At 40.9% G+C, this 22,148-nt stretch carries 23 protein-coding genes, 1 tRNA gene and 1 riboswitch; of the genes, 20 read left to right on the top strand and 4 right to left on the bottom strand.

The features are described from left to right. The first annotated feature begins 32 nt into the window (after positions 1–32). A riboswitch (SAM riboswitch) is annotated at positions 33–160 on the top strand. Positions 161–262: 102 nt separating this feature from the next. The 3 genes from ACKGJO_RS04670 to ACKGJO_RS04660 are packed head-to-tail and all read left to right on the top strand — an operon-like array spanning position 263 to position 4,866. Further along, complete coding sequence (locus ACKGJO_RS04670; RefSeq protein WP_411323276.1) at positions 263–1,213, top strand: homocysteine S-methyltransferase family protein; 951 nt, start codon at positions 263–265, stop codon at positions 1,211–1,213. A gap of 1 nt (position 1,214) precedes the next feature. Beyond that, positions 1,215–3,899: a methionine synthase gene (metH, locus tag ACKGJO_RS04665; RefSeq protein WP_411322238.1), complete on the top strand. Its 2,685-nt coding sequence runs from the start codon at positions 1,215–1,217 to the stop codon at positions 3,897–3,899. Between the two features lie 10 nt (positions 3,900–3,909). Next, entirely contained in the window at positions 3,910–4,866 is a 957-nt protein-coding gene (locus ACKGJO_RS04660; RefSeq protein WP_411322237.1) for a methylenetetrahydrofolate reductase, read from the top strand. Here ACKGJO_RS04660 and ACKGJO_RS04655 read toward each other — a convergent pair whose 3' ends face one another. The 4 genes from ACKGJO_RS04655 to ACKGJO_RS04640 are packed head-to-tail and all read right to left on the bottom strand — an operon-like array spanning position 4,867 to position 7,722. Next, positions 4,867–5,379: a hypothetical protein gene (locus tag ACKGJO_RS04655; RefSeq protein ID WP_411322236.1), complete on the bottom strand. Its 513-nt coding sequence runs from the start codon at positions 5,377–5,379 to the stop codon at positions 4,867–4,869. Between the two features lie 6 nt (positions 5,380–5,385). Continuing rightward, on the bottom strand, positions 5,386–5,754 hold the full coding sequence (locus ACKGJO_RS04650) for a cupin domain-containing protein (protein ID WP_411322235.1): 369 nt from the start codon (positions 5,752–5,754) through the stop codon (positions 5,386–5,388). Beyond that, the gene (locus tag ACKGJO_RS04645; protein WP_411322234.1) at positions 5,729–6,706 is read right to left on the bottom strand and encodes a phosphoribosylaminoimidazolesuccinocarboxamide synthase; all 978 of its coding nucleotides are present in this window, start codon (positions 6,704–6,706) and stop codon (positions 5,729–5,731) included. Before ACKGJO_RS04645 ends, ACKGJO_RS04650 begins: the two co-directional genes overlap by 26 nt. After that, positions 6,703–7,722, bottom strand: coding sequence for a LacI family DNA-binding transcriptional regulator (locus ACKGJO_RS04640; RefSeq protein WP_411322233.1), 1,020 nt, complete (start codon positions 7,720–7,722; stop codon positions 6,703–6,705). Before ACKGJO_RS04640 ends, ACKGJO_RS04645 begins: the two co-directional genes overlap by 4 nt. A gap of 198 nt (positions 7,723–7,920) precedes the next feature. Between ACKGJO_RS04640 and ACKGJO_RS04635 the strand changes: the two genes are divergently transcribed. The 17 genes from ACKGJO_RS04635 (at position 7,921) to ACKGJO_RS04555 (ending at position 22,142) form a co-directional block, all read left to right on the top strand. Then, on the top strand, positions 7,921–8,895 hold the full coding sequence (locus tag ACKGJO_RS04635; RefSeq protein ID WP_411322232.1) for a phytoene/squalene synthase family protein: 975 nt from the start codon (positions 7,921–7,923) through the stop codon (positions 8,893–8,895). A 68-nt stretch (positions 8,896–8,963) separates the two neighbouring features. Further along, positions 8,964–10,457 (top strand): acetyl-CoA carboxylase biotin carboxylase subunit, encoded by a 1,494-nt coding sequence (locus ACKGJO_RS04630; protein WP_411322231.1) that lies wholly within the window; start codon positions 8,964–8,966, stop codon positions 10,455–10,457. 5 nt (positions 10,458–10,462) lie between these two features. Beyond that, entirely contained in the window at positions 10,463–11,392 is a 930-nt protein-coding gene (murQ, locus tag ACKGJO_RS04625; RefSeq protein WP_411322230.1) for an N-acetylmuramic acid 6-phosphate etherase, read from the top strand. Between the two features lie 4 nt (positions 11,393–11,396). Then, positions 11,397–12,122: a lysophospholipid acyltransferase family protein gene (locus tag ACKGJO_RS04620; protein WP_411322229.1), complete on the top strand. Its 726-nt coding sequence runs from the start codon at positions 11,397–11,399 to the stop codon at positions 12,120–12,122. A 53-nt stretch (positions 12,123–12,175) separates the two neighbouring features. Next, positions 12,176–12,796: an energy transducer TonB gene (locus ACKGJO_RS04615; RefSeq protein ID WP_411322228.1), complete on the top strand. Its 621-nt coding sequence runs from the start codon at positions 12,176–12,178 to the stop codon at positions 12,794–12,796. 444 nt (positions 12,797–13,240) lie between these two features. Beyond that, positions 13,241–13,329, top strand: a tRNA-Ser gene (locus ACKGJO_RS04610). A 66-nt stretch (positions 13,330–13,395) separates the two neighbouring features. Next, positions 13,396–14,034, top strand: coding sequence for a 4'-phosphopantetheinyl transferase family protein (locus ACKGJO_RS04605; RefSeq protein ID WP_411322227.1), 639 nt, complete (start codon positions 13,396–13,398; stop codon positions 14,032–14,034). A 98-nt stretch (positions 14,035–14,132) separates the two neighbouring features. After that, positions 14,133–14,885, top strand: a complete 753-nt coding sequence (amrB, locus tag ACKGJO_RS04600; RefSeq protein WP_411322226.1) for an AmmeMemoRadiSam system protein B — start codon at positions 14,133–14,135, stop codon at positions 14,883–14,885. 1 nt (position 14,886) lies between these two features. After that, positions 14,887–15,750, top strand: a complete 864-nt coding sequence (locus tag ACKGJO_RS04595) for a Rossmann-like and DUF2520 domain-containing protein (RefSeq protein ID WP_411322225.1) — start codon at positions 14,887–14,889, stop codon at positions 15,748–15,750. 93 nt (positions 15,751–15,843) lie between these two features. After that, positions 15,844–16,449: a redoxin family protein gene (locus ACKGJO_RS04590; RefSeq protein ID WP_411322224.1), complete on the top strand. Its 606-nt coding sequence runs from the start codon at positions 15,844–15,846 to the stop codon at positions 16,447–16,449. A 97-nt stretch (positions 16,450–16,546) separates the two neighbouring features. Then, entirely contained in the window at positions 16,547–16,936 is a 390-nt protein-coding gene (locus ACKGJO_RS04585; RefSeq protein WP_411322223.1) for a 6-pyruvoyl trahydropterin synthase family protein, read from the top strand. Then, entirely contained in the window at positions 16,929–17,576 is a 648-nt protein-coding gene (locus tag ACKGJO_RS04580) for a 7-carboxy-7-deazaguanine synthase QueE (RefSeq protein ID WP_411322222.1), read from the top strand. The genes ACKGJO_RS04585 and ACKGJO_RS04580 overlap by 8 nt, the downstream gene beginning before the upstream one ends. A gap of 219 nt (positions 17,577–17,795) precedes the next feature. Then, positions 17,796–18,119, top strand: coding sequence for a GIY-YIG nuclease family protein (locus ACKGJO_RS04575; RefSeq protein WP_411322221.1), 324 nt, complete (start codon positions 17,796–17,798; stop codon positions 18,117–18,119). A 513-nt stretch (positions 18,120–18,632) separates the two neighbouring features. Further along, on the top strand, positions 18,633–19,346 hold the full coding sequence (locus tag ACKGJO_RS04570) for an SDR family NAD(P)-dependent oxidoreductase (protein ID WP_411322220.1): 714 nt from the start codon (positions 18,633–18,635) through the stop codon (positions 19,344–19,346). Between the two features lie 343 nt (positions 19,347–19,689). Then, positions 19,690–20,133: a hypothetical protein gene (locus ACKGJO_RS04565; RefSeq protein ID WP_411322219.1), complete on the top strand. Its 444-nt coding sequence runs from the start codon at positions 19,690–19,692 to the stop codon at positions 20,131–20,133. An 86-nt stretch (positions 20,134–20,219) separates the two neighbouring features. Beyond that, positions 20,220–21,701 carry an O-antigen ligase family protein gene (locus tag ACKGJO_RS04560; protein WP_411322218.1) on the top strand — a complete coding sequence of 494 codons (1,482 nt, stop codon included), beginning with the start codon at positions 20,220–20,222 and terminating at the stop codon, positions 21,699–21,701. 69 nt (positions 21,702–21,770) lie between these two features. Beyond that, complete coding sequence (locus ACKGJO_RS04555; RefSeq protein WP_411322217.1) at positions 21,771–22,142, top strand: hypothetical protein; 372 nt, start codon at positions 21,771–21,773, stop codon at positions 22,140–22,142. Positions 22,143–22,148 lie beyond the last annotated feature (6 nt).

Here is a 22,148-nt window from a genome sequence, read left to right as displayed (position 1 = left end):
ACAAGCTTTATATTCAGTTTAAATTTATTGAATGCTTATAAAGAAAGACTGAGGGATTGGGCCCGTTGACGTCTTGGCAACCATTAAGTACATACTTTATGTACCTGACAGGTGCCAAATCCCACACTTCACACAAAATAGGTGCAGTGGAAGATAAGCGAGCTGATCACTCACCGACTCTTTCTGTATAAGCTAATCTGAATAGAAAAGAGTGAAAATAGAAGAAGCATTACAAAAAAGAGTACTGATTCTTGATGGAGCCATGGGCACCATGATTCAGCGCTATAAGCTAAAAGAAGAAGATTTTCGTGGTGAACGATTTATAGATCATCCTGACGATCTGCAGGGAAATAATGACCTGCTAAGCCTAACAAGACCTGATATTATTCAGGCTATTCATGAGGAATATCTGGAAGCAGGAGCTGATCTTGTGGAAACTAATACCTTTAGTGGCACCTCAGTTGCCCAGGCAGATTATGGGTTGGAATCAGTTGTGTATGAATTGAACAAACGATCTGCAGAGATTGCCAAAACGGCCACTGAAAAATTCACTAAACAGAATCCGGATAAACCTAGATTTGTGATAGGTTCAATGGGGCCAACCAATAAAACGGCTTCCATATCTCCAGAAGTTACGGATCCAGCTTTCCGCGCAACCACCTTTGATGAACTGGCGGCAGCGTATAAAGAACAGGCAAGGGGACTTATGGACGGTGGCTCGGATGTTTTGCTGGTGGAAACAATATTCGATACCCTTAATGCCAAAGCTGCACTCTATGCCATTCAGGAACTCTATGATGAAACAGGAAAACAAATTCCTATAATGGTATCTGGAACTATCACAGACGCATCCGGCCGAACATTATCGGGCCAAACCGTTGAAGCTTTTTTGATCTCGGTGTCACACGCGCCAATATTAAGTGTTGGATTTAACTGTGCACTAGGTGCAGAACAGCTGTTTCCGTATTTAAAAGAACTATCCAACCGGTCACCATTTTACATCAGTGCCTATCCCAATGCCGGACTCCCAAATGAATTTGGTGAATATGATCAGGGACCTGATGAAATGACTAGACAGGTCAAAAAGTATCTTGATGAAGGAATCGTAAACATTTTGGGTGGATGTTGTGGGACTACTCCGAATCACATTAAAAAAATGGCAGATCTTGCAGCTCGGTATGAACCGAGAAAAATTCCGGCAGGATTGAACTGATATGAAAACATTACCACTTACACTTAGCGGGTTAGAACCGCTGATCATTACGGAAGACTCGAATTTTGTAAATGTAGGAGAGCGTACAAATGTCACGGGCTCAAGAACTTTCCTAAATTACATAAAAGAACAAGAATATGATAAAGCACTCAAAGTTGCTTTAGATCAGGTACAGGGTGGGGCCCAGATCCTTGATGTGAATATGGATGAGGGCATGCTGGACAGTGCCAAAGAAATGACGCACTTCCTGAACCTGATCGCATCTGATCCTGATATCGCCAAGATCCCGATCATGATCGACTCCTCAAAGTGGGAAGTGATCCTTGCCGGGCTTAAATGTCTTCAGGGCAAAGGCGTGGTTAATTCAATTAGCCTGAAAGACGGAGAAGATGAATTTCTGCGACGAGCCAAGATCATACGCCGCTTTGGAGCAGCCGTGATCTGCATGGCTTTTGATGAAGATGGTCAGGCTGATTCACTTGAACGCCGTAAAGAAATATGTGGGCGTGCTTATAACTTACTTACCAATGAAGCAGGATTTTATCCTTCAGATATAATATTGGATCCAAATATATTTCCGGTAGCAACCGGCATGGAAGAGCACCGTCGAAATGCTGTAGATTTCTTTAACTCTGCAAAGTGGATCCGGGAAAGTCTCCCAGGTGCTCATGTAATAGGTGGCGTCAGTAATGTATCGTTCTCCTTTCGTGGTAATAATCGCGTTCGGGAGGCTATTCACTCCGCATTTTTATATCATGCTATTGAACATGGTATGGATATGGGAATTGTAAATCCAACTCAGCTTGAGGTATACGATGATATTCCCACTGAATTGCTTAAACGGGTGGAGGATGTCCTGTTCGATAGAAGAGAGGATGCTACTGAACGGCTGCTCGAACTCGCAGAGGATTACAAGGGTGAAAGTACTGCAAGCAAGGAGAGAACAGACCTTGAGTGGCGTAATAAGGCAGTGGAAGAGCGCATTAAACATTCTCTTGTCAAGGGGATCAATGAGTTTGTGGAGGAGGATGCAGAGGAGGCCCGGCAAAATTACGGAAGCCCGCTGCAGGTTATAGAAGGTCCTCTGATGGATGGGATGAATGTGGTCGGCGATCTTTTCGGTTCGGGTAAAATGTTCCTCCCACAGGTAGTTAAAAGTGCACGGGTTATGAAGCAGGCTGTGGCTTACCTGACACCGTACCTTGAGCAGGAGAAAGCGGATAACAAAGATACCAGTGAACAGCCTAAGATTCTATTAGCTACCGTAAAAGGTGATGTCCACGATATAGGAAAGAATATTGTAAGCGTGGTCTTGGCCTGTAACAACTATAATGTGGTTGATCTTGGTGTAATGGTTCCTGCTGATAAGATCCTGGATGAAGCGCAAAAGTACAATGTGGATGCGATCGGACTGAGTGGATTGATCACGCCTTCGCTTGATGAAATGATATATGTAGCCCGCGAAATGAAGAAAAGAAACATGGACTTACCACTGTTGATAGGCGGTGCAACCACATCCAGGCTTCATACTGCGGTTAAGATCGATCCGGAGTATGATGGCAGTATTATCCATGTGCTGGATGCATCACGAGCTGTAACCATGGCAGGTGATGTCATCAATCCAAAGAAAAGAGATGATGTAAAACAACTATTCAAGAAGGAGTATGCAGATTTACGGGAGCAACATGAAGGCCGACAGGCAACAAAGAAGCTTATTTCTTTTGATGAAGCCCGTGCCAATAAGGTCAGCATTGATTGGGAGGGCTATGAACCTGTAAAGCCATCATTTTTAGGCAAAAAAGTATTCAATGATTATCCTATATCAGAATTGAGGAAATACATAGACTGGTCGCCTTTCTTTCGTACTTGGATGCTCACCGGAAAGTATCCCGATATTCTTGAAGACAGTGAGGTAGGAGAGCAGGCTACAGCACTTTATGATCATGCTCAGAGGCTTATCGACAGAATTATTGAGAATGACCTGTTAAAAGCCAAGGGAGTTGTTGGCTTTTATCCGGCAGTGTCTTACGGTGATGATGTGATCTTATATGAAGATGAGAAAACTGATAAAAATCATGAGTGTTTCCACTTTTTAAGACAACAAAATAAAAAGAGAAAAGGTCAGCCTAACTCATCATTGGCGGATTATATAGCTCCAGCAGAAACCGGGATCAAGGACTACATGGGCTTTTTTGCAGTGACTGCCGGAATCGGGATCGAATCCTTGATCAAAGAATTTGAATCTAAGCACGATGATTACAACATCATTCTTGTTAAAGCTGTAGCTGACCGACTTGCGGAAGCGTTTGCCGAACGTTTGCATGAAAGAGTAAGGAAAGAGTTTTGGGGCTATTCTGATGAGGAAGCATTCACCAATGAAGATCTGATCGCTGAAAAATACTCCGGAATCCGTCCCGCACCCGGATATCCTGCCTGTCCGGATCATACCGAAAAGCGAATCCTTTTTGATCTTCTGAATGTGGAAGATGAGGTTCAGATCGAGCTGACTGAATCTTTTGCCATGTATCCGGCTTCTTCAGTAAGTGGATTTTACTTGTCTCATCCTCAATCGCGCTATTTCAGGGTTGGCAATATTGGTGAAGACCAGGTTACCGACTACGCTAAACGTAAATCTGTATCCAAAGAGGAAGTTGAAAAGTGGCTTTCTCCAATCATAGATTATTAATCAGGTTAAAATGAAAGTTACTGAGCATATAAATAAAGCTGACGGCAATACATTATTCTCATTTGAAGTGCTTCCACCACTTAAAGGGCAAAATATTCGTTCATTATTTGATCATATGGATCCGCTGATGGAGTTTAACCCACCGTTCGTGGATGTGACTTATCACAGGGAAGAATATGTATACAAAAAACGAGAAAATGGACTTTTGGAGAGAAAGACCGTGCGTAAACGCCCCGGGACGGTTGGTATTTGTGCAGCTATCCAAAATCACTATAAAGTAGACGCCGTACCTCATATTATCTGTGGGGGATTCACTAAGGAGGATACTGAAAATGCACTTATTGACCTTAATTTTTTGGGGATCGACAACGTATTGCTTATTCAGGGTGATACACGTAAACCGGAAAGAGAGTTTATTCCTGAACCGGATGGCCATGCTTACGCCTCTGAGTTGATAGAGCAAGTGGTCGAGTTGAACAATGGTGTGTACCTGGATGAAGAACTTGAAAATGCCAAACCTTCTGATTTTTGTATCGGTGTGGCAGGATACCCAGAAAAACATTTTGCAGCACCCAATATGCAAACCGATCTGAAGTATCTGAAGCTAAAACAGGAAAAAGGCGCCCATTATATAGTCACTCAGATGTTCTTTGACAATCAATGTTATTTTGATTTCGTGAAACAATGTAGAGAAAACGGGATCACACTTCCTATTGTTCCCGGACTGAAGCCATTTACATCAATCAAACAATTAACAATACTTCCGCAATTATTTCATGTTGACCTACCGATGGAACTCACCCGTGAGCTGGAAAAGTGTGATAATAGCGAGCAGGTACGAAAAGTGGGCATTGAATGGGCTATTACTCAGTCAAAAGAACTGATGGAATTTGGTGTTCCCAGTCTGCATTATTATTCAATGGGTAAATCAGCTTCCGTTTATGAAGTAGCTAAAGAGTTATTTTGATCAGAAATGCTCAACTTCTTCGTCAAGGCAGCGCTCCAGGAAGCGATGTATATTAGTCATTTGCTTGTGGCCAAGTCTCTGCCCAAAATAGGCTACCAAATAGAGGCTAAGAAAAACGAGTATCAGTACCGGAACAAGCCATAGTACAGTCGCCGGTTTACCTAGCGACCAATAGGATAGTCCGATCATCGAAATGATCATAACGGCGAAACCTATTGCTGCATAGAAGAAAACAAACATGGTCCAAACAGATGGTTTTGGCCCATATAAGCCGCGAACCCGAGTTTTTTCCTGATCCTCAGCATCAAGTGTTATTGTAAGTTGTGGCGACCAGAAATGTTGATCCTCTTCCTGGGGAAAAATAGTAGCATATCCCGTGGTTGATTCTCCGCTGCATAAGCAGCAATCATCCCTAAGTTGTTTGCGAATGCGTTGATTCACTTCTTCAGGAGATAGTGATGTCTCAACGTAAATTCGGGGCCTGATGCTTTTAAAGTTAATATGCTCGCTCATAATACCTTAGATCCATTTCTGATCTTCTATAGCTACTGAATTTTCATTTTTGGTTGAACCGGTGTGTAGAGTGGACTTCGGTTCTATAAGCATCACCCAACATTCTTCTTCTGCCACAGGAAGATGATCAACGCCTGCAGGTACCACGTACATGTCGGCCTCATTTAACTGAATATCCTTTCTTTCCCTGAATTTCAGCAGCAATGAGCCTTTAACGATATAAAATAACTCGTCTTCATTTTCATGATCATGCCAGATGAATTGCCCTTTAAGCTTGGCAATTTTTACGTACTGATCGTTAAATTCTGCGACAATCTTAGGTGTCCAGTATTCATCAAACAGGTCGAATTTATGTTTTAGATTGGCCTTGAGCATCTTTGAAAATTGATACTAATTTATCGTTCAGGTTAGATTCCAATTGGGGTTTAAAGGTGCTCCCGGTTAGCATCTCAAACAATTCGGCATAACGTTCAAAGACCTTTATTCTGAAATCATCAGGGAGATCCGGTAAATCTTGTCCCTCCAATCCCTGAAATTGATTATCCATAAGCCACTCGCGTAAAAATTCTTTGGAGAGTTGTTTCTGTTCATCGCCTTTGGCCTGACGTTCTTCGTATCCTTTCAGATAAAAGTATCGGGATGAATCGGTGGTATGAACCTCATCGATCAAGGTAAGTTGGCCGTTATACAATCCAAATTCATATTTGGTATCAACCAGTATCAACCCTTGTTTGGCAGCTATCTGAGATCCCCTTTCAAATAACATGAAGGCCTTTTCCTTGATGTCATTCCATAGGTCTGGAGATACTATCTTTTTGCTTAGGATCTCTTTTTCAGATATATCCTCATCGTGACCCTCCTGAGCTTTTGTGGCCGGAGTAAGTATAGGATTAGGAAGCTTATCGTGTTCTTTAAGTCCTTCAGGAAGATCAACTCCACATATTTGTCGTTTACCGGACTTATAAACTCTCCAGGCATGTCCTGTCAGGTAACCGCGCATAACCACTTCAATCGGGATGGTATCACATTTTTTGGCTATGGTGACGTTAGGGTGGGGTACATCGATGATATGTGTTGCTATAATATCCTTCACCTTATCAAATGAAAAAGCTGCAAGTTGGTTAAGGATCTGTCCCTTGAACGGGATAGCCTCTTTCATAATATGATCGAAGGCCGAGATGCGATCGGTAACGACAATACCAAGTTTGTCGGAATCTAATACATAAACGTCTCTGACTTTTCCTTTATACGGCTTAGGAAATCCTGGGACGTTAGTGTCAGTAATACAATGAGTTAATGCTTCTTGAGTTGGAAAATCTAAATTCACTTCTTGTTTTTATTTTCGGTTGAACCTCTTTGAATTAACACAGGATTGATCGTTGTCTGATACAACTCACCGTCAGGTTTTTTAATAATATCAGCCAGACGTTTAGTCGCCTGAACACCGATCGTATACATCTTTTGATCTACGGTAGTCAGGTCCAGATACTTGGTCAATTTAATATTGTCATAGCCCATGATAGCGATATCGTCAGGCACCTTCTTACCCAATTTTGACAGGGCATACAAAGCGCCTACGGCCTGTGTGTCATTAGAGCAAAAAATAGCATCAGGGAAATCCCCTTGCTTATCAAATTTGTAAATAGCTTCAAACCCTGCTTCCTCTGTAAAACCACCATGCTTAGTAGTATCACCACTTTTGAAAAGATTTTCATCAATGGTCATTATATAGTTTTTGAGAGCATCTTTAAATCCTCTTAGTCTTTCTTTAGAGGTATTTGATGTAACAATACTCTGTATCATCCCAATTCGCTCAAATCCCTGTTTAACGAGATGTTCACCAGCCATGTAACCACCCTGATAATCATTAAGCATGAAATAATCGTAAGAGGGGTGTGAGGAATTCACGAGCACGGCAGGTGTTTGGGTAGCCTGAAGTCGCTCATGTACATCATCACTTACATCAATAGACAAAAGTATTACGGCATCTGCTGTTCCACGGTCAAAAAAGTTTTGAACACCTTCTTCAGGATTTTTAGAGCCTGTATTATAAAGGATAATATCGAGGTCCATTTTTTTGATCTCATCTTTGACACCCTTTAAAACTTCATTGAAGTAAGGAGTGGTGAAGGATGGGACGGCTATAGCGAGCATTTGAGGCTGCTTGCTCGCGAGTTTTCTTGCACTGACCTGAGGCCTGAAATTTAATTCTTTGATCGCTTTATCCACTTTGATTTTTGTGGCGTCAGAAACATTTTCTGATCCATTCAGGACCCTCGAAACAGTAGATATAGCAACCTCTGCTTTTTTTGCAACCTCATAAATTGTTACTTTTTTATTCATTATACCTGAAAAATTTAATAGGAATTTATATAAAAGCTAATAACTTTACCCTTATCGACCTTAAGAAGATAATCAATTTTAAGGTTCAATTATAAACATCAAATATCTAAAATGTTAGCGCTAATAAGTTTAATAATTTAATTTAGTCAGGAACTATTTACATCCAATAAGAGCTTTATAGGGTGAAATGGTACAACTATGACAAATTTACTCAGATATCCATACCACGTAATTCGCCCACTATACGAGAAAACCTCGTTCCACACATCCGTTATAGATGATGTTCAGGATGAGTCTTTGAGGGAAGCATACACACATTGCCGCTCTATTACAAAGAAGCATGCAAAGACCTTCTATATGGCTACCCGTTTTCTTCCCAATGAAAAACAACGAGGTATCTTCGCTATATATGGTCTATGCCGATATTTGGATGACCTGGTAGATGAAGCGGAAGACCTTATTCACGACAAAAAGATCACGATCGACGAAATTGATGATAGACTCGATCATTTTAAGCAGCGATTAATCGACGTGTATGATGGAAAGATCGTTGACGATCCCATATTATCAGCCTTTTCAGACACACTGAAACAATACCACATCTCAATGGAATTACCATTTTTGTTGATGGATGGAGTAAAGACTGATCTTGTCAAGGACCGGTTCGAAACTTTTGAAGAAGTTTATGATTACTCTTATAAAGTGGCATCGGTAGTTGGTTTAATGACATCAGAAGTATTTGGGTACACGCACAAAGACGCTCTCAAATACGCCGTTGACCTAGGTATCGCTATGCAGCTTACTAATATCCTGAGAGATGTAGGTGAGGATCTTGACCGAGACCGAATTTATCTTCCGCAGGAGGATCTGATAAAGTTTGGAATATCAGAAGAAGATTTATTTTCAAAAAAACTGGATGATAAATTCAAAAAGATGCTGAAATTTCAGATCGATCGAGCCCGCAAATATTATGAAAGATCTGATAAAGGCATTGCTCTTTTAAACAGTGACAGTAGATTACCGGTATGTATGGCAAGACATAACTACAGCCGAATCCTCAATAAGATCGAAGAGAACGATTATAATGTATTTGATAATCGGGCCTACCTAAACTACACTGAAAAGCTGTCTATCTTACCGCGAATATTTATGGATATGAGAACAGCCAGTTAATTTCGCTTTCACTTGGAGAATCTTGCAGTAAAGTCCTATCATTAGATAAAAATTCTAAACAGGATCTTATGGCTGAAATCAAAAAAATATTAGTTGCTAATCGCGGCGAGATCGCACTCAGAGTTATTCATACATGTAAAGAATTAGGAATTGAAACCGTGGCTGTCTATTCACGTCCCGACGCTCATTCACCACATGTAATGCACGCGGATGAATCTGTTTTTATCGGTGAAGCTGCTTCCTCAGAGAGTTACCTTGTTATTGATAAGATCATTGATGCTGCAAAACAAACCGGTGCCGATGCCATTCATCCCGGCTATGGATTCCTAAGTGAGAATGCTTCTTTTGCTGAGAGGTGTAAAAAAGAAGGGGTGATATTTATAGGTCCTGAGCCGAAAGCTATCACTCTTATGGGTGATAAGACAGAAGCCCGTGAGTTGATGAGCCAGCATAACATACCAACGCCTCCAGGCTTGAAAAGCGAACTCAAAGATATCGAGGAAGCACGTGAGGTAGCTGATGAGATCGGTTATCCAATTCTAGTAAAAGCAGCTGCCGGTGGTGGTGGTAAAGGTATGCGCATTGTTCACAAGAAAGAAGAATTTGAAGCCAGTATCAAAGCGGCAAAATCTGAGGCTAAAAATGCATTTGGAGACGATCGTATTTATATAGAGAAGTACCTTGAGGAACCACGGCATGTCGAGTTTCAGATCATGGCTGATACACACGGAAATGTATTGCATGTGTTTGACAGAGAGTGTTCGGTACAACGCCGACATCAAAAAGTAATTGAGGAAGCTCCCTGTGCGCTACTTACTGATGAACTTAGGGCTGAAATGGCTGAATCAGCTATAAAAGCAGCTAAAGCCTGCGATTATGTCGGTGCCGGAACTATTGAATTTTTGGTGGATAAGCACATGAAATTCTACTTCCTGGAAATGAATACTCGTCTGCAGGTGGAGCATCCTGTAACTGAGATGATCTCAGGTGTTGATCTGGTGGCCCTGCAAATTTTGGTTGCCGAAGGAAAAGAGCTTCCATTCAAACAGGACGATCTTGAGATCAACGGGCATGCTATCGAGTGTCGTATTTATGCGGAAGATCCGGCTGATAATTTCCTTCCTAGTACAGGCCTTCTGATAAAACACAGGGTGCCAACCGGTTCCGGTATTCGTGTGGATGCCGGTGTGGAAGAAGGACAGCAGATCACGATCAACTACGACCCAATGATCTCTAAGCTGAGTGTCCATGGCCCGGATCGGGAAATGGCCAGAAAACGAATGCTAAGAGCACTTGATGAGTATGAGATAGCAGGATGTAAGACAACCATTCCTTTTTGTGAATTTACACTGAATCACCCTGCCTTTATTGAAGCCAGATATGATACGCATTTTGTGCCTGATCACTTTGAACCTGAAAAAATGCAGGATAAAATGGGTGATCAAGAAGTTGCAGCCCTCGCTGCTTCGCTATTGAAAGGCTACGAAAAAGAAGAATCAGGGTCAGTTGGCACCTTAAATGGGTCCTCTGAAAGCATGTGGTGGAAAAACCGCAGGGAGTAAGTAACTTGAGTTCCGATGCTGGTAAGCAAAAGCTTTTCAAACAACTTGAAAAACTTTCAACAGAAGAAAGAAATGCGAACACTAAAGAAGTTGACCTGGCTTCATCTTTGGAGATAGCAACACTCATTAATAATGAGGACCGGTCAGTTGCCTTTAAAATTCAGGAGAAGCTCGATGAGATAGCCGCTGTGATTGATCTTCTTGCCGATGCTTTTCAAATGGGAGGGCGCTTGCTTTATTTTGGTGCGGGTACAAGTGGCCGACTTGGTGTCTTAGATGCCGCTGAATGTCCACCGACATTTGGCACATCCCCTGAACAGGTTCAGGGATTTATTGCAGGGGGTAATGAAGCCATGTTCGTGGCGCAAGAGGGGGCAGAGGATTTTGAAGAGAATGGCGCACAGGACATCGAAAAAGCTAAGGTTGCACCGCCGGATATTGTTTGCGGTTTGGCTGCAAGTGGACGTACACCATATGTGCATGGTGCAATAAAAGAAGCGGCCTCTCGGGGATGTCAGACCATCCTGGTAACTACGGTACCTGCTGATCAAATAGATTTGAAGGTGGATCATTTGATCGATATTCCTGTGGGACCTGAAGTTGTGATGGGAAGTACTCGCATGAAAAGCGGTACAGCACAAAAAATGGTTTTAAATATGTTTACAACCGGAGCAATGATCAGGCAGGGAAAGGTTTACGAGAACGTAATGGTAGACCTTATGCTGACAAATAAAAAACTGGTTGAGAGGGCCAAGAGAATTCTCATGATCTTTACTGACATTGATTATGATCGTGCATCCGAACTGTTGAATGAGGCAGAGGGACATGTTAAAACTGCTTTACTCATGGAACTTGGTAATATCAACTGCGAAACATCAAGATCACTACTTAAAAAACACAACGGATTTGTGCGAAAAGCACTCCTAAGTTTATAAAATTATGAGATATCTCTTTAGTATCTATGTGTTCATCTATTTCAGTTTTCTGTTCCTGATCTTCTTTTTTATTATTTCTCTGGTATTCTTATTGACCTTTCCATTCGATAAATATCGAAAAGCACCAAATTACACTTTATCCATAATGGCAAGGTTCATGATGAAAGCAAGTCCGGGATGGAAAATGGAATTTGAAGGGGAGGAAAAATACGACCCGTCAAAACCAACCATTTTTGTATCCAATCATCAAAGTTTTTTGGATATGGCTTTTATATATCATTTGCCCTGGAAGATGAAGTGGGTTTCTAAAAGAAGCCTGACATATATCCCCGTGATGGGTTGGCTGGTTTGGCTGACAGGACATTTAACGATCAATCGAAGCAGCAAGACGGCTCTCAAGAAACTCGATAACCTCGTTGCGCCTTTAAAGGATCTGGTTCCCGTGATGATATTTCCGGAAGGAACGCGCACAATGGATGGTAAACTCAAACCGTTTAAGAATGGAGCTTTTCTTTTGGCCAAAGAACATGGATTCAGAATTCAGCCAATGGTGATAGATGGGGGTTACGAGGCTATGCCACCCAGTTCCGGGCTTCTGAATCCGAATGCTACCTTCAAATTAAAAGTTTTGGACGTGATAGAATCTGAGCATTTTGATGATATGAAGTCACTGAAAGATCACACCTATCACATAATGAAACAAGAATTACAGAAATTGAAAGAAACTTGATCCAAAAATTTGTCAAAATATATTTGAATGACCTTGATCATACACAGAGGTTTATGATCGCTTTGATCGGGTCACTTTTTATTTTTTTGGCAATATTCAAGCTTTGGCCGGCTTCATCTTCCGAGGAAGTAGATTTTTTGGAGTTCTATTCGGATGAGGAGATCCTGATCGATAATGCGATCATTACACGTCAGGCTGATTCCCCGCCGCCACCTCCAAAACCTATGGTTCCCGTCCCTGTTCCAAATGATGAGATCATACCAGAAGACATAGAATTCCCGGATATTGAAGACGTATTTGCAGAGGAATCATTCTCAGAATTGCCGGGTAGAGGAGAGACATCCGGTAAAGCACAGCTTGTAGGCAACCCTCAGTCACCACCCATGCTCCTCAAGATCGTGGAACCCACAATACCGCAAGCGGTCAAAGATCAAAATATTAAGGCACAGATAGATGTCACTTTTCTGGTTGGAGCCGATGGAAATGTTGAAGATGCTTTTATTTCTGAAATAAGGTTATTTGATGGAGACTCCTACAAAATAGTTGATCAGATAGGGTATGGTTTACTTGAGGCTACCATAGAGGCAGCAACCAAATGGAAATTTTCCCCTCCCAGAGATAATGGTGAGCCTGTGAGAACCTACGTTCAAAATAGTTTTAATATTGGTTTTTGAACTGACCATTGACCAGTGATTATGTAGTTCTGAAGAATGAATGGTAGGATCTTGACTCAACATTCTATACCAAGTCCGGTCATTCATATCCCACCAGTGGTTGATTTTAATTTCCCAATTCAACATAAATATCAGTCATCTTGAGGGTAGCCCCGAAAGATCTTGCCTATTTAGGCAGAGGAAACTAATAATGCCTATAAATCTACCACTTTCAACAGGTTTTGCAGTACTAATCCTTGATACTTCTCAAAAGGCAATATTCTTTGCTTCACTCTGATAGAGCATCTGTTGAAAAGAGGTCTGCAAGCCCAATGATCACGCCTAACATTCTGATAATTCAATGAGGTAAAATTAATTAGTGAAAGCATCATTAATTTCGTTGATATAGGATCTAAATACTTATATCTTAGGCGCCCTTCGACGGACTATCATCGAAACAAAAACGGAGAGGTGCCAGAGCGGTCGAACGGGCTCGCCTGGAAAGCGAGTGTATCCTTTACGGGATACCGAGGGTTCGAATCCCTCCCTCTCCGCATTTCGCTTATCTATTCTGCATTATCCTCCAAATTCAGTATCCTTTAGCACACCCGATTTTTATTATGCAGATCATTGACACATCACATATCAAAAGGTTTCCCAAAGAGGTCTCATTGGGTTATAGCCCGATCTCTGAAGACTATACAACCTATATTCTTTCAGACAAAGAGAAGTCAGAATTTCGAAATTTCAAAAATCCCGGAAGACAAGCTGAGTATTTGACCGCCCGCTATCTGTTTAGAAAGATGCTGGAAGATCTGGGTTATGATACTGATAAGGCAGAACTGCATAAAGAAGAGGGAGGGAAGCCTTACGCAATGATCAAGAATAAACGACTGTTCGTGAGCTTTTCTCACAGCCAGCAAATGGTCTTTTGCGCCCTTTCAGAATCTCTCGATATCGGCGTTGATACTGAGATCTTAGGTCGAAGTATTCCGCAGAGAGTACTGAACCGGGTATTGAATGAAACAGAAAAACAAACTTTGAATAGCCTTGATCTCTTGCAGATATGGACGCTTAAAGAAGCTGCCGTTAAATGCCTCGGAACCGGACTGAGAACAAATCTGAATGATGTGAGTATCTCAGTGGAAAAGAACGAAGAAATTTCTGCAAGATTTAATAATGATAACTTAATTGAAATTTGTAGTTTTAGGGCAACAAATCATCAGATAGCCTTAGCTTATCAGAGCATATATATTTGATAGGATAACAAAGCCTAAAGACTCCAATTGCGTTGGCGCAGGAAAGGTGTCTTCAGGCTTTTTTGTTTGTAGGCAATCAAATCACCGCATACGGCATTATGAATATTAAAGAACTTTCGAAACAAGAGATAAGAAAGCACATCGAGGAAGCACACGATCTGAATAGCAGTTCTGACGAAGTCAGAATGCTGTTTGTACCTAATTACATTGATGAGGGTAACTTCAGTGAGATCTGTGCAACCTATAAAACAGTGTTGGGTCAGCAGTTTGATACCATTGTTATAATTGAATCATACACAGGGCAGCTACAGAAGAAATTGGCCATGCCTTCCAATAAGACCTTTGAATCACGATTTGGTGAAGTAGAAGTCAATGATTATCTCAGAAATGAATTTTGTGATGAGGAGGATGATTTCTTTATCGCTGATGAAGGCTACAGCAAAGAAATGAGTTTATACACTCAATTACCGTTCCTGCAGTCTGTTTTTGATGACTTCGATATGGTCAGTTTGCAGATCGGGGATTATGACCCTGCGATCATTCGGGAACTGGCCTACACACTTGATGAGCTTCTCCTGAATAAGAATGCACTGATCGTTTACTGCTGTGATGTACCCGCCGGCAGTCCTGAGGAACTGGAGCATTTGAGATCTTTGGTGGTCAAAAACAACGAATCAGGTTTAATGCACTATCTGAACAGCAATGATAAAACCGTGAATGGTGCCCGCGCTTTCATGAGTGGCTTACTTGTGGCTCGCTCCTGGGGATATGAGATCGAGTTTCTTGACCATATCGAATCTGCTTCAAATATTTGCGGTTACGCCAAGCGCGGTAAACTGCAAACAGTCTGACATGGATAAACCCTCGATCTCGATCTCGATCATCGGACTCGGAAAGGTCGGAACCGCTCTGCTCAGAGTGCTTTCCGAAAATGGATACCGAATTTTGTCAACTATTGATAGGGGATCGGTTTCTAAGGATTTGAGGTCGGAATACTCCGAGGTGACTCTCCTCGATTCAATTCCCGATTCAAAAGAAGATCTGGGTAACCTTATTCTAATTACTGTACCGGATGATGCCATAGCTGAGATTGTGAACGATCTTGATAAGAAATTTAAATCCCTGAACCATATATCGATTGCCCACTGCTCAGGAACCCATTCTTCAGCAACTCTCGGTAAATTAAGGTCCAAAGGTGCTAAAATAGCCTCTTTCCATCCTATCCGCTCTATCACGGGTTCAACCAAAGACTTTAAAGATACGTGGTTTGATGTGGAAGGCGATCTGGCACTGATCAAAGTATTTGAACGGATCGCTGAAGATCTGGATGCAAATCTCATTGAGATAGAGGCTTCCCAAAAGCCATACCTGCATACCTCGGCAGTCATTGCCTCAAATTATCTGGTGGTCCTGGCAAATTTGATGACTAAAGTTTCAGTCGGTGGAGACATACCTGAAGAGGTGTCATTAAAAGCCATGATCCCCTTAATGAGAAACACATTGGATAATATTGAGCAAAATGGTGTTTCTGATTCTTTGACCGGTCCCATTGCGCGGGGTGACGTCAATACCGTGAAAGACCATCTGAAGTTATTGTCTTCTCATCCTGATTTGTTTAGATCATACAAGCTGCTTGGTTTGGAAGCCTTAAAAATGTCAACCTTAGAAAGCTCTAAAGGTCCGGCTTATGATAAGTTAATGGAGTTGCTGAGTTGAAAAAGCAGCAGAGTGAATATTTGACCTGCTTTGTGTATTATAGCATCAGTTATTAAATCAACGAAAATTTGTACTTAGAAAAGAGGTCGTATTTTGACTAAGCATCTTTCACTGACAGTACTGGTTTCTTTGTTTGTCATGAGTTCGGGGTTTGGACAGGGGCAACTTAGTTTTGGTGATACACTGCCTCTTGGGGATAAACAGGTAGAGGATACTACCGGGCGAAATATTACGCTTCAGCAGACCGCTGATAATAATGGGTTGATCGTGATCTTTTCATCCAATACGTGTCCCTGGGTCGCAAAATGGGAAGACCGTATGATAGAGATCGCAACGTTTGCCTCTTCTAATGATTTTGGGATGATCGCACTCAATGCTAATGAAAGGATACGGGACAGGGGCGAATCACTTGAAGACATGAATCGAAGGGCTCAGAAACAAAATTATAACTTTACATATGCCTTGGATGCCGGACATGAGATTGCAGATGCCTTTGGGGCTCAATATTCACCCGAGGTATTTGTGTTCGATCTGAACCTGCAATTAGTTTACCACGGTGCTATTGATGATAACCCGAATAATGCATCAGGTGTTTCTAACGCTTATGTGATGAATGCTTTGGATGCTTTACTAAGCGGTGAAACTGTAGATACACGTCAATCCCGCATCATTGGTTGCAGCATCAAGAGGTCTGAGTAATTTTGCCAAAAAAACCGTAGTTTTAGGCATGCCACAAACGTGGCTTTTTTTATTTGCATAAAGCGGCTTCAAACGAACACAAAATTTATTACGGATAATGCCAACCTGGACACTACACACCGAGTTTAAATTCGATGCGGCTCATTATATAGATGGTTACGATGGAAAGTGCGGAAGAATGCACGGACACTCTTATAAAGTGAAGATGACCGCAAAATCGAATAAGCTCAATCCCTCTCAATATCTGGATACCCCCGACATGGTCTGCGATTTCAAGGAGTTGAAATGGGCCGCCAAAGATTCTGAGAAGGGTGGGTTTGACCATGGGGTGCTAAACGACCTCATTTCTCAGAATACTACGGCAGAACGCATTGCTGAATTTATACATAAAGTAACTAAAGGGAGGATCCCGGAGGGTATCGACCTTACAGTTACGGTTTGGGAGACAGATACCAGCTGGGTAGAATACACTGATCAGGATGTTTAAGACAGACACACAAATATCAACAGAACACACTGAAAAGTACCTGGATGTTGAATACCCGGTCATGGAGCATTTCTACACCATTCAGGGTGAAGGTGCGCATGCAGGGCGGGCAGCTTACTTTATTCGCACAGCAGGCTGTGATGTCAATTGCTGGTGGTGTGATGTGAAGGACAGCTGGGAAGATGAAGGTCACCCAAGGCTTACAGTGCGCGAATTGGTGAAAGCCGCTAAAGAAAGCGGAGCTCCTTTCGTGGTGATCACGGGGGGTGAGCCTCTTCTGCATGATCTTTTGCCTTTGACCTTGGGACTTAAATCTGCCGGACTGCAAATTCACATCGAGACAAGCGGTTCATCTCCCTTATCCGGTTCATTGGATTGGATCACACTCTCTCCAAAACGATTCAAGAAACCCACCGAAGAAGTATTCTCCTACGTAGATGAACTGAAAGTCGTGGTTCTGACCAATAAAGACCTTAAGTGGGCCCAGGAGAATGCCGAAAAGTGTCCGAAAGGAACCCGCTTGTTATTGCAACCTGAATGGGATACCCCGGAATCCATAGATCTTATTGTAGATTTCGTTAAGGAAAATCCGGAATGGGGCATCAGTCTCCAAACTCACAAATTCCTAAAGGTTCCTTAACTCTTTGTCTTCACCAGGGAGATCAATAGAACTCTTGGTCTAGGATAAACCATCGATATAACCGCAGAGAACGCACAGATGGCGCAGATGGCGCAGATGGCGCAGAGTGCGCTAAGACACATACTTTGCGATCCTTACGAATCCTTAGCGCCCTTTGCGGTTAACCCGTTAGTACAATATATCTCAATAAACTCTACAATTGAGTCATTATGTTAAGTTATGAAGGCGTACACCTACATAATAACCAACCCAAAAAAGACAACCTTATACACTGGTGTTATAAATGATCTCAGAAGAAGGATTGTAGAGCATTACCTGTATCGAGGAACCACAAAATTATTTGCTGTCCAATATTATTGTTATGTTCTTGTTTGGTATGAAGCTTTTCCAACAATGAATGAGGCAATTCAAGCAGAGAAATACATAAAAGGTAAAAGCAGAAAATGGAAAAAGAAATTGATTGCTAAAAGAAATTCTAGATGGAATTCTTTGAATAAGAATATACTTGGCGAATGGCCACCAAATAAGACTCTTCCAAATTAGCTTTTCATATTGTCTCGAATATATTTGAGTTAATTGGCATAAATCGATTGATAGTCATTCAGAGCGGTAGCGATGAACCTTGCCTTTAGCGAAGCATCGATGGTTGCAATTCGTGGTTTTTTGGTAGTGGCAGGATGGTCAATCAAAGCATAGATCAATCCCTAAATAGGCAAGGTTCTTCGGGAGTACCCTCAGAATGACTGGTCTTAATATTTAATTATGACTCACAAGCCCACTTCAAGTCATTCAGAGCGATAGCGTTGAACCTCGCCTTTAGCGTAGCATCGGGGTTTGCATTGTATCGGTTGTCAGAAGTGGTTGATTGTTTTTGTAGTTCTTACTCCATTTCCTAAATAGGCATGGTTTCTTCTCTACCAACCGGCGGATCAGAATGACCACCTGATGAATTTGATATAACACAAACACAAGTGTCAAAAAAGTTTAATAACGTCTTTGTTTGAGCCGAATGATGGAGTTACCTTGTAACAGTTCAAAAATAGTTTATCATCTATTATGGCATTCAAAGACGCAGCGGTATTGATCACAGGCGGGAGTAAAGGGATAGGGCTGTCCATTGCTAAGATTTTTGCCAAGGAAACGGATCGCTCCATTATTTTACTGGCTAGAAATCAAGAAGACCTTAAAAAGGCCAAAGAGATTTGCCTGGAGGGAGGCGCAAAAACGGTTCACACCATAGCTGCAGATATTACGGATGAAGAGCAATTGGCACAATCTGATCTCAAAGACTATAATATTGGCATACTCATAAACAACGCCGGTAGTTTTTTATATAAACCCACGCAGGAAACCACATCTGAGGAATTCCGCTCACAGCTGGAAGTGAATACGATAGGGGCTTTTAATGTAACGCAATCGGTTTTGCCGGCAATGAAAGAATTGGACCGTGGACTGGTCGTTAACATTTGCTCAATGGGAGCACTAAAAGGATTGGAAGGAAGCGGAGCATATTCGTCCTCCAAACATGCACTTTTGGGATACACCCGGTCCCTCCGCAAAGAATTAATGAAAACTAACATTGCTGTTTCTGCCATAAATCTGGGACAAACATACTCAACATCCTGGGATGGAGTGGATATTGATCCCCAAAAACTGATCGATCCGGAAGATGTAGGGCGACTGATTTTAAGTTTATCACAACTCAGCAAGCGTACCGTAGCAGACGAAATATTGCTTATGCCGCAGGGTGGAGAAGTCCCGCCAATGTAGAATTTGTGCTCCTAAAAGCATATCAGGCAATGATATATGATTTTAAGAGTATTTTAATAGTAACTTTCTTGCCCCTTTGTGTATCATGAAGGCAGATCAAATAACACATAGGTTGATCATTGACATACTGTTTTGAATACAGATTATGCAATATTAAAATTTTTTAATATTTTATTTTTTGTAACAGGGCGGCAAATAAGACCTCTTGTGTTCGGAAACAAATTCACAAACACTAAATAATTTCTAATTTACTTTGATGCGGTTAATCTTAACATTTGCATCAGACGGAATTAAAAAGTTTAACAACACAAATAAATAAACAAACAACACTTAGGAGATCATCATGGGTCAACAACAATTATTACTCGTAATACTCGTAACAATCATCGTAGGTATCGCAACCGTGGTAGCTATAAATACCTTCGGCTCTGCCGCAGATTCAGCTAATTTGGATGCTGTACGTCAGGATGTTGCTCAAATTGCCGCTTCTGCTCAAGGATATTACATGAAGCCAAAAATGTTAGGTGGTGGTGGTAAAGACTTTACTGGTGTCACTTTTGAAAATATATCTTTCAGTGCCTCAGATATGAATGCTGATGGTACAATAGCTTGGAATGAGAACGGTACATATGAAATAACTGCTACAACCGCGCCTAGTGGTACTACACCCAGTTCTATTTCAATCTCTGCTACTCCTTCGAGTTCCGATGGATATGTACAAGGAGCAACAGGAAGTGATCCATTAACTGCGACTATTGAACCAGATAATATGAGATGGGGAAGCTAATTTTCTAATCACATGATTTGGTAAAAGCCCTGCGATTAGCAGGGCTTTTTTTTTACAAGAAAGAAAATCACTACTGTTTAGTATAAATGAAAAGTATATCTTGGTTTATAATAGGTTCATTTGGATTAATTTTTATTCTTCTTCCAAACTCTAGTCCATTTATTGAGATACCTTATAATTCAAAAAGGATATTTCAGGTTGGTTTTTTATTTTTGATGGCATTTCAGATTGGACTCTCTAAAAAATATTTTACTCATTTCAGGGTTGAGTGGGAGGCAATTCCAAAGAAGTTGAAATTCATAATTTATATTATTGGGACTTTAGGTTTTATTTCCGCTTTACAAGCAGAATTTTCCTTTTATGCTTTTGTGGAAATTTGCGTCTTCATTCTTTTACTAGTACTCGTTTTTCTTTTATTAAACTGGTATAAACAAAATCCAGATTTATTTCTAAAAACTATTGGTGTGATCTTATCACTAATGGTCGTTCTATACTTTATACGGTTTAGCGTAAACTATATTTATAATTTTGTTTACCCGGATTGGCCGGTTTGGCCTAGCATAAAATTCACTCAGATGTTAGTACATGGAAAGCCTCTTTTCCCAGAACCATTTTTGGGATTTGTGAATCAAAGATTTTTGAATCATCTGCATACATGGTCATTGCCACTCTTTGCATTATTCATTATCAAAATTCCTAAACAATTGTGGGCTTACAGAACCCTCTTGTACTTTTTTACTAGTTTTTGGTGGATGTTGGTGTTTGCTTCTGATGCGAGGGGGACAATGCTAGCTTCATTACTATCACTGATTTTGGTAGCTGCCTTATTCAGAGAAAGAATTAAACAATGGACAATGGCTTATCTTATTACTTTTGTTTTAGGTCTTCTATCATATTTATTTTTCTTTAAATTTTTGCTCCCGGAAGGCAGCAGAACTGTACTCACCCGTTTTGATGATAGTAGCCGGATCACACTGTGGAATAATGTCTTAGAGTTATTTAAGGAGAACCCGTTATTGGGTGCGGGTCCAATGCACTTTGCTGATATTTCTAATGGGTTTGCTTTTGCCCACCCGCATAATTTTTATTTACAAATATTAAGCGAATGGGGAATTATTTCGTTTTTACTATTGGCAGGTTTGTTCATTTATTTATTCTCAAAATGGTTTATTAAAAGTTATGAAAGTGAACTTGAAGGAAATGTTCTTTTAGTACAAACAGCCTTAACTGCATCATTATCAGCCGGTTTTATGCACAGTTTTGTAAGCGGTTTGTTTCACACACCACTGAGCCAGTTAATGGCAGCCATAGTGATTGCCTGGTCCATTGGATTTTATCAATTACATTTTAAAAACAATCCAGTTAATAAAACTTTAGACGTAAAAAAATTAATATTAAAATCTCGGATAAGTAGGGCATTCTTAATTTCTGTAGCTATGTTTGTTTTGATAGCTACTTATAAATCATATAAAGATTTACCAGAAAGTAGAGAGAAATATATTTTACAAGAAAATACTGCTAGATTTTCACCACGTTTTTGGGATCATGGTAATATAGGCTTGGATTAATAATTACTAATTACAATGACTATTTGTTTTTAGTATTGTTCGTCGAAATTAAAATACAATGGATATGTTATGGGGCAACAGCAGTTATTTTTAATCATTTTGGTTACCATTCTTGTTGGTATTGCAACAATAGTGGCAATTAATACCATGCAGGCAACTCGTGCAAATGCAAACTATGATGCTATTCGCCAAACTATGCTTGATGCGTCTGTCAAGGCTCAGGGATATTACATGAAAAATGATATGATGGGCGGCGGTGGAAAATCATTTCAAAATATTTCAATGGAAATAATTGAGCTTGAACCGAATAATGAACATGGTACCTTCAGTATTTCAGATATAGGGGATGATTCTTTTACGATTACCGCTATACCTGCTGCCGGAGGGGATAATATTGTTGGTGTAGTCTACGCTGACAGCATCGAATTTGTAGATCCTTAGGTAATT

This window comes from Gracilimonas qinghaiensis (genome assembly GCF_046602855.1).
GTDB lineage: Bacteria > Bacteroidota > Rhodothermia > Balneolales > Balneolaceae > Gracilimonas.
Note: the sequence above shows the minus strand (reverse complement) of the source record. Positions and strands in the feature narration are given on the sequence as shown.